Source organism: Rubrivivax gelatinosus, assembly GCF_016583785.1.
GTDB lineage: Bacteria > Pseudomonadota > Gammaproteobacteria > Burkholderiales > Burkholderiaceae_C > Rubrivivax > Rubrivivax gelatinosus_B.
On the sequence record NZ_NRRU01000138.1, the window covers coordinates 1 to 11,096 of the forward strand.

Genomic DNA, 11,096 nt, shown 5'->3' on the forward strand with positions numbered 1-11,096 from the left:
GCGCTGCATCGCCGGTGAACCCTGCCCACGCACCGGCTGGTGGACCACGCCGGCCGCACCGGCGCGACGGCGCTTCGTGGCGGGCACGGTGATGCCCGAACTGGGCGGCGACTGGGGCACGACGGTCTGGCAGCTCGACCAGCCCGACTGAGGCGCGGGCGGCGGGCCCGCCGCGGCGCTGTTCAGCGCTCGCTGCAGACGCTGCGGATCAGCGCCGCCAGCGTCGCGACCACCGGGTCCAGGCTCAGTGACTCGTCGCCGTAGACCAGATACAGCGGGGTCTTGCGCAGGCGCTGCGTCGCCAGCGGCAGGCGGCGCAGCCGGCCGTCGTCGAGCAGCGGCTGGATGCGGTGCAGCGGCAGCCAGCCGTAGCCGACACCGCGCGCCACCGCCTCGATCGCCGCGTCGATGGTCGTGAACGACCACAGCGACGCCGGGTGCGCCTTGATCAGCCGCTGCAGCTGCCGGTCGGCGATGACGACCAGCGGGTGCGCCTCCAGCTGCGCCGCGCTCAGCGGCGCCTCGACGGCATGCAGCGCGTGCCCCGGCTCGGCGACGGCGACGAAGTCCACCGACAGCAGGAAGTCGCTGGCCGCCGGGTCGTCGGGGCGCTGGGTGATCAGGTACAGGTCGGCATCGTGCGCCGCCAGCATCGGCTCGCTTTCGGTGCGCAGCACCTCGGTGACGTGCAGCTTCACCGCCGCATGGCGCTGCTGGAAACCCCGCAGCGCCGCGAACAGCAGTTCCTTCGGGAACACGCTGTCGACGATCAGCGTCAGCGCCGTGCGCTCGCCGGCCTGCAGGCCGCGCGCGCGCATCTCGATCTCGCCGAAGTTCTTCAGCAGCGGCCGCACCTGCGCCAGCAGCGACTCGCCAGCGACGCTCAGCACCGCACGCCGGCCACGCAGTTCGAGCAGCGACACGCCCAGGCGTTGCTGCAAGGCGGCGACGGCGTAGCTGATCGAGGACTGGCTGCGGTGCAGCTGCTCGGCGGCCTTGGCGTAGCTGCCGGTCTCGACGATGGTCTGCAGCACCGCCCATTGTTCGAGGGTCGTCGCGGGCAGCATGGCGCGAGCTTAATCGATCTGAAAATCGAATCGGTCAGATCGAGATATCGCGCTCATCCATCGAATTGACCGCCATAAGCTGGATCCATAGGCCGGAGCCCCGGCCATACACCTGGAGCAACTCATGGCCCGCTTCGACCCGCACGACCTGTCCCGCTTCGTCGGCAAGCACATCGTCTACACCTACGACAACGGCTGGAACTACGAGATCTACGTCAAGAACGCGCAGACGATCGACTACCGCATCCACTCCGGCATCGTCGGTGGCCGCTGGGTGAAGGACCAGCGTGTGTACATCGCCCGCGTCGCCGAGAACGTCTGGAAGATCTCCTGGACCGAGCCCACCGGCACCGACGTCAGCCTGATCGCCAACCTCGACGACATGGTCTACCACGGCACCATCTTCTTCCCGCGCTGGGTGATCCAGGACCCGAAGAAGACGGTCTGCTTCCAGAACGATCACATCCCGCAGATGGTGGCCTACCGCGAAGCCGGCCCGGCCTACCCGACCGAGGTCATCGACGAGTTCGCGACGATCACCCTGGTGCGCGACTGCGGCCCCGACGACGAGACCGTGATCGACCGCGCCGCCAGCGAGCTGCCGGCCGGCTACCCCGCCAACCTGCGCTGAGCGCCGCCGCGGCGCCCGCTCAGCGGGCGCCGCCTTCGTACCAGCGCGCCAGCAGCGCACGCTCGTCGTCGCTGATGCCCGTCGCGTTGTTCAGCGGCATCGCCTTCAGCACCACCGCCTGCTGGTAGACCGCCTGCGCGTGCTGGCGCAGCAGCTCCGGCGTGTGCAGCGCGACGTTCTTCTGCTGCAGCTGCGCGTTGTGGCAGATCACGCAGCGCTGCTCGACGACGGCCTGCACCTGGGCCAGCGTCACCGGCGCGGCGTCTGCCGCCTGCGGCGCACGCGGCGCCGGCGCCAGCCAGACGATCAAGGCGACGATCAGCACGACGCCGGCCGCCGCGTAGCCCCAGGGCGGCTGCACGCCCTTCAGCTTCGCCTTGTGCCGCGCGACGAAGAACTGGCGGATCGCCGCGCCGGCGGCCATCAAGACCACCAGCACCAGCCAGTTGTGCGTGCCCTGCGTCAACCAGCCGTAGTGGTTGGACAGCATCGCCACCAGCACCGGCAGCGTGAAGTAGGTGTTGTGCACGCTGCGCTGCTTGGCGCGCTGGCCGTGCACGGGGTCCACCGGCTGCCCGGCCTTCATCTGCGCGATGACGGTGCGCTGCCCCGGGATGATCCAGAAGAACACGTTGGCGCTCATCGCCGTGGCCATCATCGCGCCGACCAGCAAAAAGGCCGCGCGCCCGGCGAACAGCTGGCAGGCCAGCCAGGCGGCGAAGACGACGACGACCGCGATCGCCGCGCCGACCAACCTGTCGCCGCCGGTGCGCCGCCCCAGCGTGCGGCAGATGAGGTCGTAGACGACCCAGAACACCGCCAGGAAGGCCAGCGCTGCCGCCACCGCGGCACCCGTCGCCCAGTCCAGCCGCGTGCGGTCGACGAGGAAGCTGCCGGCCTGGAACAGGTAGAGCACCGTGAACAGCCCGAAGCCGGTCAGCCAGGTGCTGTAGCTTTCCCAGTAGAACCAGTGCAGGTGCTCGGGCAGCGTCTTGGGCGCGACGAGGTACTTCTGCGGGTTGTAGAAGCCGCCGCCGTGCACCGCCCACAGTTCGCCGTCGACGCCCTTGCGTTTCAACTCCGGGTCGCGCGGCGGCAGCAGGCTGCTGTCCAGGAAGACGAAGTAGAACGAGGAGCCGATCCAGGCGATGGCGGTGACGACGTGGGCCCAGCGCAGCAGCAGGTTGGCCCAGTCGAGGAGATAGGTTTCCATAGGAGAAATCGTCGCGAAGCGAGGTGGCTCACCACGGCGGGCGCTCTGAGCCGGTTCGTGTCGCGCCGAGGGCGGCCTGACGGGATTTCCCGGGGCCGCCCGCCCACGGCGACTGCGGAAGACAGGTTAACGCGTCGGGCCTTGCAAGCGCCGTGCCCCGTTCACGAGCCGCGGTAGCTCGAGTAGCTCCACGGGCTGACGAGCAGCGGCACGTGGTAGTGGCCGGCAGCGTCGGCGATGCCGAAGTCCAGCGTCACCGTGTCCAGGAAGGGCGGCTCGGGCAGTTCGACACCACGCGCCCGGAAGTAGGGCGCCACCTCGAACAGCAGCCGGTAACGCCCGGCGGCCATCTCGGCACCGGCCAGCAACGGCCCGTCGGCGCGGCCGTCGGCGTTCAGCGCCACGTGCTTCAGGGTCGTCGCCGCGTCGCCGTGCAGGCGCTGCAGCGTCACCACCATGCCGGCCGCGGGACAACCGTGCGCGGTGTCGAGCACGTGGGTGCTGAGGTGTGCCATGCAGAGTCCGTTCGTGTTGTCGACCAAAGTGTATACACTATTGTTCACAGTCGCCAACACCATGCCGCGCCGCCCCGCCGAACCCCTGCCACTCGCGCCCGACGAGGCGCCCAAACGTGCGCACGGTGCCGGCGCGACGACGCAGCAGATCGTCGACACCATCACCACCGCCATCGTCGAGCGCCGGCTGATGCCCGGCACCAAACTCGCCGAGCAGGCGGTGGCCGACCTCTTCGGCGTCTCGCGCACGCTGGTGCGCGAGGCGCTGAACCGCCTGAGCCGCGACCGCCTGGTGACGCTGGAGCCCGCGCGCGGCGCCTTCGTCGCCCGGCCCAGCGTCGACGAAGCGCGCCAGGTCTTCGAAGCCCGCCGGCTGCTGGAAACCGGCATGGTGCGCGAGCTCTGTGCCAGCGCGCGTGCCGAGGACCTCGAGGCGCTGCGCGCGCACCTGCACGCCGAAGCCGACGCCGTGCTGCGCCACGACGTCGCCGGCCGCACCCGGCTGCTGGGCCACTTCCACGTGCTGCTGGCCCAGCGCCTGGACAACGCCGTGCTCGCCGAACTGCTGGCCGACCTGCTGAGCCGCTGTTCGCTGATCGCGCTGATGTACCAGTCGGCCGACGCCGCCGGCCACTCCCAGGACGAACACGTGCTGATCGTCGACGCCATCGATCGCCGCGACGCCGAGGCCGCCTCGCGCCTGATGGCCGAGCACCTGGGCAACGTCGTCGGCAACCTGCAACGCCATCCCCGAGTCGGCGACCTCGCCGACGTGCTGAGACCCGCCGCATGAGCACCACCTACCCCCGCGACCTGCGCGGCCACGGCCGCAACCCGCCGCACGCGCGCTGGCCCGGCGGCGCGCGCATCGCCGTCCAGTTCGTCCTCAATTACGAAGAAGGCGGCGAGAACAACCCGCTGCACGGCGACCCGGCGAGCGAGACCTTTCTGTCGGAGCTGATCAACGCCCAGCCCTTCCCGAACCGGCACATGACGATCGAGTCGATGTACGAGTACGGCTCGCGCGCCGGCGTCTGGCGCATCCTGCGCGAGTTCGAGCGCCGCGGCCTGCCGCTCACCGTCTTCGGCGTTGCCGACGCCTTGGAGCGCTACCCCGAGATCGCCCAGGTCTTCGTCGAACGCGGCGACGAGATCGCCAGCCACGGCCTGCGCTGGATCCACTACCAGGCAGTCGACGAAGCGGTGGAAAGCGAACACATCGCCCTGGCCACCGAGAAGCTGCGCCGCATCACCGGCGGTCAGTGGCCGCTGGGCTGGTACACCGGCCGCGACAGCCCGAACACGCGCCGCCTGGTCGCCGACCACGGCGGCTTCGAATACGACAGCGACTACTACGGCGACGACCTGCCGTTCTGGCTGAACGTGCGCAAGAGCGACGGCGGCCTGGCGCCGCAGCTCGTCGTGCCGTATTCGCTGGACACCAACGACATGCGCTGCGTGCAGGTGCAGGGCTTCAACACCGCCGAGCACTTCTTCACCTACCTGCGCGACAGCTTCGACGCGCTCTACGCCGAAGGCGACCCGGCCGGCCTGGACCGGCCGAAGATGATGAGCGTCGGCATGCACTGCCGCGTGCTCGGCCGGCCGGCGCGCATCGCCGCGCTGCAGCGTTTCCTGGACCACATCGGCGCGCACGAAGGCGTGTGGGTCTGCCGCCGCATCGACATCGCGCGCCACTGGGCCGAACACCATCCTTTCGACCCGACCACCGCCCACGTCTGGGACGGCCGATGAGCACGCTGGCCGAGCTGAACGCCGCCTCGCACGACGAGTTCGTCGCGCTGCTGGCCGGCGTCTACGAACATTCGCCGTGGATCGCCGCGGCGGCTTTCGAGCAACGCCCGTACGCCACGCTGGCCGCGCTGAAAAACGCGCTGGTGCAGGCGGTGCACGCTGCCGGCCGCGACGCGCAACTGGCGCTGCTGCGCGCCCACCCGGAGCTTGCCGGCAAGGCCATGGTCGCCGGCACGCTGACGGCCGAGAGCAGCGGCGAGCAGCAGCGCGCCGGCCTCGCCGCCTGCACGCCCGAGGAGTTCGCCACCATCCAGCGCCTGAACGCGGCCTACAACGACCGTTTCGGCTGGCCCTTCATCGTCGCGGTGCGGGGCTCGCGTGGCCGCGGGCTGAGCCGCAGCGAGATCATCGCCACGCTGCAGCGCCGGCTTCCGTCGCACCCGGACATCGAGTTCGCCGAGTGCCTGCGCCAGGTGCATCGCATCGCCGAGATCCGCCTGGCCGAGAAGTTCGACACCCAGCCGCATCGGGGCCGCCGCGTCTGGGACCTGGCCGAGGCGCTGGCCGCGTTCAGCGAGCCGCCCTGGGCCGAACGCGGCGAACTCACCGTCACCTACCTCAGCGCCGCGCACCGCGACTGCGCGCGCCTGCTCGCACGCTGGATGCAGGAATGCGGCTTCGACAGCGTGCGCGAAGACGCGGTGGGCAACGTCGTCGGCGTCTACGAAGCCGCCACGCCCGGCGCGCCGCGGCTGCTCACCGGCAGCCACTACGACACCGTGCGCAACGGCGGGCGCTACGACGGCCGGCTGGGCATCCTGGTCGCCCTCGAAGCCGTCGCCGCGCTGAAGGCCGAAGGCCGGCGCCTGCCGTTCGCCATCGAGCTGGTCGCTTTCGCCGAAGAAGAAGGCCAGCGCTACGCCGCCACCTTCCTCGGCTCGAGCGCGCTCACCGGCGACTTCCATCCCGCCTGGCTGGACCAGGAAGACGCCGCCGGCGTGTCGATGCGCGACGCGATGCGCAGCGCCGGCCTGCCGGCGACGCTGGAGGCCATCGCCGCCGAACGCCGCGACCCGGCGCACTACCTCGGCTTCGTCGAGGTCCACATCGAACAAGGCCCGGTGCTGGCCGAACTCGGCCTGCCGCTGGGTGTCGTCACCTCGATCAACGGCAGCCGCCGCTGGACCGGCGAGATCAGCGGCCTGGCCAGCCACGCCGGCACCACGCCGATGGGCCGCCGTCGCGACGCCGCCTGCGCCGCCGCCGAGTTCGTGCTCGCCGCCGAACGCTGCGCCGCCGCCGAGCCCGATGCCGTTGCCACCGTCGGCATGCTCGACGTGCCCGCCGGCTCGATCAACGTCGTGCCGGGACGCTGCCGCATCAGCCTGGACATCCGCGCGACGACCGACGCGGCACGCGACGCCGTCGCCGACGCGGTGCTGGCCGAACTCGAAGCCATCTGCGTCCGCCGCGGCGTGAGCTACACGCTGACGCCGACGATGCAGGCGCCGGCCGCCCCTTGCGCACCGGCCTGGCAGGCACGCTGGGAAGCCGCCGTCGCCGCACTCGGCCTGCCGGTGCAGCGCCTGCCCAGCGGCGCCGGCCACGACGCGATGACGCTGCACCGGCTGCTGCCGCAAGCGATGCTCTTCGTGCGCGGCGGCGAACTCGGCATCAGCCACAACCCGCTCGAAACCGTGACCGACGACGACGCCGAACTTGCCGTCGCCGCCTTCGCCACCTTGCTCGCCCACCTCGCCCGCGAATGACCACCACCGCCTACGACGCACTCGACGCCTGGATCGAGAGCCACTTCGACGACGAAGTGGCCTTCCTGCAGCAACTGGTGCGCTTGCCCACCGACACGCCGCCCGGCAACAACGCGCCGCACGCCGAACGCACGGCCGAACTGCTGGCCGGTTTCGGCTACGAAGCCGAACGCCACCCGGTGCCGGCCGAACGTGTGCACGCCTACGGCCTGCAGTCGCTGACCAACCTGATCGTGCGCCGGCGTTTTGCCGCAGGTGGCCCGACGATCGCGCTCAACGCCCACGGCGACGTCGTGCCGCCGGGCGAAGGCTGGACGCAGGAGCCGTATGGCGGCGCCGTCGTAGCCGGCAAGCTCTACGGCCGCGCCTCGGCGGTCAGCAAGAGCGACTTCGCGACCTACACCTTCGCGCTGCGCGCGCTGGAGGCGCTGGGCCTGCCGCTGGCCGGTGCGGTGGAACTGCACTTCACCTATGACGAGGAGTTCGGCGGCGAACTCGGCCCCGGCTGGCTGCTGGAGAACGGCCTGACGAAACCCGACCTGCTGATCGCCGCCGGTTTCAGCCACCAGATCGTCACCGCGCACAACGGCTGCCTGCAGTTCGAAGTCATGCTGCACGGCCTGGCTTCGCACGCCGCGTATCCGCAGACCGGCGTCGACGCGCTGCAGGCGGCGACCAAACTGCTCGCGGCGCTGTACGCGCACAACGATGTGCTGCGCACGCGGCACTCGCAGGTCGCCGGCATCACGCACCCGTATCTCAACGTCGGCCGCATCGAAGGCGGCAGCAACACCAACGTCGTGCCCGGAAAGGTGCTGCTGAAACTCGACCGCCGCATGATCCCCGAGGAAGACGCTGCCGCCGTCGAAGCCGAGCTGCGCACGCTGATCGAGCAGGCCGTCGCCGCCTCACCCGGTGTGCGGCTGGAGATGCGCCGCATCCTGCTGGCTCAGGCGCTCAAGCCGCAGGCCGGCAACGGTGCGCTGGTCGCGGCGCTGCAGCAGCACGCGCAGACCGTTTTCGGCCACCCGGTCGAGGTCTCGGGCACGCCGCTGTACACCGACGTGCGCCTGTACGGCGCGCACGGCGTGCCGGCGGTGATCTACGGCGCCGGCCCGCGCACCGTGCTCGAGAGCAATGCCAAACGTGCCGACGAACACCTCGAGCTGACGGACCTGCGCGGTGCGACGCGTGTAGTCGCGCGCACCTTGTTCGACCTGCTGTCCGCAGCCGTGCACCGCGCCGACGCATAGGGCCGCCGCAGCGCCCGCGCGGGCGGGTCACGGGTGAGCATGGAACTTGCGTTTTGCATACAGAAGTCCCCGGTCGTCAACCACGGAGCCCGCCCGACATGTCCCTGTTCCCGCTGAAGCGCCGCAGCCTGCTCGCTGCTGCCGCGCTGCTCGCCGCGCCCGCACTGGCGCTCGCCCAGGCCGCCACGCCGATCAAGTTCCAGCTCGACTGGCGCTTCGAAGGCCCGGCCGCGCTGTTCCTGGCCTCGCAGGCCAAGGGCTACTACAAGGCCGCCGGCCTGGACGTCACGATAGACGCCGGCAACGGCTCGGGCGGCACCGTCACGCGCGTGGCCTCGGGCAGCTACGACATGGGCTTCGCCGACCTGGCGGCGCTGATGGAGTTCCACGCCAACAACCCCGACGCTGCGAACAAGCCGGTCGCGGTGATGATGGTCTACAACAACACGCCGGCCGCGGTGCTGGCGCTGAAGAAGAGCGGCATCACCAAGCCCGCCGACCTGAACGGCAAGAAGCTCGGCGCCCCGGTCTTCGACGCCGGCCGCCGTGGCTGGCCGATCTTCGCCAAGGCGAACAAGGTCGCCAACGTCACCTGGGTCAGCATGGACCCGCCGCTGCGCGAGACCATGCTCGCGCGTGGCGACGTCGACGCCATCACCGGCTTCTCGTTCACCTCGCTGCTCAACCTCGAGGCGCGCGGCATCAAGCCCCAGGACATCGTCGTGCTGCCCTACGCCCAGTACGGCGTGAAGCTCTACGGCAACGTCATCATCGCCAGCCCCAAGCTGCTGAAGGAGAACCCGGCGGCGGTCAAAGCCTTCCTCGCTGCCTTCGCCAAGGGCGCCAAGGACGTGATGGCCAACCCCGACGCGTCCATCGACTACGTCAAGGCACGCGACGGCATCATCAACGTCGAGCTCGAGAAGCGGCGCCTGAAGATGGCGATCGACGCCGTCGTCGCCAGCCCCGACGCCCGCATCGAAGGTTTCGGCCAGGCCGTTCCGGGCCGGCTGGCGCTGATGGCTTCGCAGGTCTCGGACGCGTTCGCGACCAAGACACGCGTCAACCCGACCTCGGTCTGGACCGACGCCTACCTGCCGCACAAGGCCGAACTCAACATCCTTCCGCCGGTCAAGAAGTGAGCGCCTTCGTCGACTTCCGCGAGGTCTGGCTCGCCTACAACGACGAGCTCGAGGCCGCCGGCCAGTACGCCGTCGAAGACATCTCGCTGCAGGTGGGCGAAGGCGAGTTCATCGCCATCGTCGGCCCTTCCGGCTGCGGCAAGTCGACGTTCATGAAGCTCGCCACCGGGCTGAAGCGGCCGAGCCGGGGCACGATCATCATCGGCGGGCGCGAGGTCACCGGCCCGCTGAAGATCACCGGCATGGCCTTCCAGGCGCCCAGCCTGCTGCCCTGGCGCACGACGCTGGCCAACGTGCTGCTGCCGCTGGAGATCGTCGAGCCCTACCGCAGCAGCTTTCGCAGCAAGCGCGCCGAGTACGTCGAGAAGGCGCGTGCGCTGCTCGCCAGCGTGGGCCTGGCCGGCTACGAGGACAAGTTCCCGTGGCAGCTGTCGGGCGGCATGCAGCAGCGCGCCAGCATCTGCCGCGCGCTGATCCACGAGCCCAAGATGCTGCTGCTCGACGAGCCCTTCGGCGCGCTCGACGCCTTCACGCGCGAGGAGCTGTGGTGCACGCTGCGCGACCTGCAGGCGGCGCAGAAGTTCAACGTCATCCTCGTCACCCACGACCTGCGCGAGAGCGTCTTCCTCGCCGACACCGTCTACGTGATGAGCAGGAGCCCGGGGCGTTTCGTCGTGCGCCGCGAGATCGAGCTGCCGCGCCCGCGCGACCTCGAGATCACCTACACCAGCGCGTTCACCGAGATCGTGCACGAGCTGCGTGGCCACATCGGCGCGATCCGCAAGAGCGGCGCCGCCGTCCCGCAATGAGGCCCGCATGAAACTCGGCAAGAACTTCGAACGCTGGGCGCCCTGGGGCCTGCTGGCGCTGCTGCTGCTGCTGTGGGAGCTGTTCGTCGCCGGCTTCGACATCCCCGAATTCATCTTCCCGAGCCCGCTGCAGATCGGCCGCGAGTTCACCGAGTTCGGCGGCCCGCTGCTCGAAGCCGCGTGGAAGACCTTCTGGGTGACGATGCTGGGCTTCGTGCTCGCCATCGTCGTCGGCGTGCTGCTGGGCTTTCTGGTCGGCAGCTCGCGTGCGGCGTATGCGGCGCTGTACCCGCTGCTGATCGGTTTCAACGCCGTGCCCAAGGCGGCGGTCGTGCCCATCCTCGTCGTCTGGTTCGGCATCGGCCTGGGGCCGGGCATCCTGACGGCCTTCCTGATCTCGTTCTTCCCGATCACGGTGAACATCGCCACCGGGCTGGCGACGCTGGAGCCCGAGCTCGAAGACGTGCTGCGTGTGCTCGGCGCCAAACGCTGGGACGTGCTGGTCAAGGTCGGGCTGCCGCGTTCGCTGCCGTATTTCTTCGGCTCGCTGAAGATCGCGATCACGCTCGCTTTCGTCGGCACCGTGCTCGCCGAGATGACCGCCGGCGACTCCGGCATCGGCTATCTGATGCAGACCGCCGGCAGCCAGCAGCGCATGCCGCTGGCCTTTGCCGGGCTGGTGACCATCGGCGCGATGGCGATGGTGATGTACGAGCTGTTCTCCTGGGTCGAGAAGCGCACCACCGGCTGGGCGCACCGCGGCTCGCAGAACCACTGAGCGGAGCGCGCCGGGCATGGCCACCGCCTGGCGCAGCCTGGTCGCGCTGAACACGGTCTCGCTGCTGGCGCAGCTGGGCCAGTTCGGTCTCGGCGCGACGCTGCTGCCGCTGGCGCTGCAGGCGCGTGGCGCCGGGGCCGGCGCCATCGGCCTGGTCGGCAGCG

The 11,096-nt window shown here is 70.2% G+C and carries 11 protein-coding genes; 8 read left to right on the forward strand and 3 right to left on the reverse strand.

Annotated features, from left to right (window positions below):
• Positions 1-182 precede the first annotated feature (182 nt).
• Positions 183-1,067, reverse strand: coding sequence for a LysR family transcriptional regulator (locus CKO43_RS23295; protein ID WP_200380133.1), 885 nt, complete (start codon positions 1,065-1,067; stop codon positions 183-185).
• 124 nt (positions 1,068-1,191) lie between these two features.
• On the opposite strand from CKO43_RS23295, the gene CKO43_RS23300 reads away from it, so the two are divergent.
• Positions 1,192-1,698, forward strand: coding sequence for a phenolic acid decarboxylase (locus CKO43_RS23300; protein ID WP_242481313.1), 507 nt, complete (start codon positions 1,192-1,194; stop codon positions 1,696-1,698).
• 19 nt (positions 1,699-1,717) lie between these two features.
• On the opposite strand, the gene CKO43_RS23305 is transcribed toward CKO43_RS23300, so the two are convergent.
• Together CKO43_RS23305 and uraH are read right to left on the reverse strand one after the other, a co-directional pair.
• Positions 1,718-2,911: a urate hydroxylase PuuD gene (locus CKO43_RS23305; protein ID WP_200380134.1), complete on the reverse strand. Its 1,194-nt coding sequence runs from the start codon at positions 2,909-2,911 to the stop codon at positions 1,718-1,720.
• 161 nt (positions 2,912-3,072) lie between these two features.
• Positions 3,073-3,426 (reverse strand): hydroxyisourate hydrolase, encoded by a 354-nt coding sequence (uraH, locus tag CKO43_RS23310; RefSeq protein WP_200380135.1) that lies wholly within the window; start codon positions 3,424-3,426, stop codon positions 3,073-3,075.
• A 61-nt stretch (positions 3,427-3,487) separates the two neighbouring features.
• Between uraH and CKO43_RS23315 the strand changes: the two genes are divergently transcribed.
• From CKO43_RS23315 to CKO43_RS23345, 7 genes are all read left to right on the forward strand, one after another.
• Positions 3,488-4,219: a GntR family transcriptional regulator gene (locus CKO43_RS23315; protein WP_200380136.1), complete on the forward strand. Its 732-nt coding sequence runs from the start codon at positions 3,488-3,490 to the stop codon at positions 4,217-4,219.
• The gene (gene puuE / locus CKO43_RS23320; RefSeq protein WP_200231579.1) at positions 4,216-5,181 is read left to right on the forward strand and encodes an allantoinase PuuE; all 966 of its coding nucleotides are present in this window, start codon (positions 4,216-4,218) and stop codon (positions 5,179-5,181) included. The genes CKO43_RS23315 and puuE overlap by 4 nt, the downstream gene beginning before the upstream one ends.
• On the forward strand, positions 5,178-6,950 hold the full coding sequence (uraD, locus tag CKO43_RS23325) for a 2-oxo-4-hydroxy-4-carboxy-5-ureidoimidazoline decarboxylase (protein WP_200380137.1): 1,773 nt from the start codon (positions 5,178-5,180) through the stop codon (positions 6,948-6,950). Before puuE ends, uraD begins: the two co-directional genes overlap by 4 nt.
• Positions 6,947-8,203, forward strand: a complete 1,257-nt coding sequence (locus tag CKO43_RS23330; protein WP_200380138.1) for a M20/M25/M40 family metallo-hydrolase — start codon at positions 6,947-6,949, stop codon at positions 8,201-8,203. Before uraD ends, CKO43_RS23330 begins: the two co-directional genes overlap by 4 nt.
• A 98-nt stretch (positions 8,204-8,301) precedes the next feature.
• A complete protein-coding gene (locus tag CKO43_RS23335; RefSeq protein ID WP_242481314.1) occupies positions 8,302-9,345 on the forward strand; it encodes an ABC transporter substrate-binding protein in 1,044 nt (347 codons plus the stop codon).
• Entirely contained in the window at positions 9,342-10,154 is an 813-nt protein-coding gene (locus CKO43_RS23340; RefSeq protein WP_200380139.1) for an ATP-binding cassette domain-containing protein, read from the forward strand. The genes CKO43_RS23335 and CKO43_RS23340 overlap by 4 nt, the downstream gene beginning before the upstream one ends.
• 7 nt (positions 10,155-10,161) lie before the next feature.
• The gene (locus tag CKO43_RS23345) at positions 10,162-10,932 is read left to right on the forward strand and encodes an ABC transporter permease (RefSeq protein WP_200231575.1); all 771 of its coding nucleotides are present in this window, start codon (positions 10,162-10,164) and stop codon (positions 10,930-10,932) included.
• Positions 10,933-11,096 lie beyond the last annotated feature (164 nt).

Excerpts from the sequence above, each read along its gene's own strand:
- CKO43_RS23295 (WP_200380133.1), bottom strand. The coding sequence starts at position 1,067 with ATGCTGCCCGCGACGACCCTCGAACAATGGGCGGTGCTGCAGACCATC.
- CKO43_RS23300 (WP_242481313.1), top strand. The coding sequence starts at position 1,192 with ATGGCCCGCTTCGACCCGCACGACCTGTCCCGCTTCGTCGGCAAGCAC.
- CKO43_RS23305 (WP_200380134.1), bottom strand. The coding sequence starts at position 2,911 with ATGGAAACCTATCTCCTCGACTGGGCCAACCTGCTGCTGCGCTGGGCC.
- uraH (WP_200380135.1), bottom strand. The coding sequence starts at position 3,426 with ATGGCACACCTCAGCACCCACGTGCTCGACACCGCGCACGGTTGTCCC.
- CKO43_RS23315 (WP_200380136.1), top strand. The coding sequence starts at position 3,488 with ATGCCGCGCCGCCCCGCCGAACCCCTGCCACTCGCGCCCGACGAGGCG.
- puuE (WP_200231579.1), top strand. The coding sequence starts at position 4,216 with ATGAGCACCACCTACCCCCGCGACCTGCGCGGCCACGGCCGCAACCCG.
- uraD (WP_200380137.1), top strand. The coding sequence starts at position 5,178 with ATGAGCACGCTGGCCGAGCTGAACGCCGCCTCGCACGACGAGTTCGTC.
- CKO43_RS23330 (WP_200380138.1), top strand. The coding sequence starts at position 6,947 with ATGACCACCACCGCCTACGACGCACTCGACGCCTGGATCGAGAGCCAC.
- CKO43_RS23335 (WP_242481314.1), top strand. The coding sequence starts at position 8,302 with ATGTCCCTGTTCCCGCTGAAGCGCCGCAGCCTGCTCGCTGCTGCCGCG.
- CKO43_RS23345 (WP_200231575.1), top strand. The coding sequence starts at position 10,162 with ATGAAACTCGGCAAGAACTTCGAACGCTGGGCGCCCTGGGGCCTGCTG.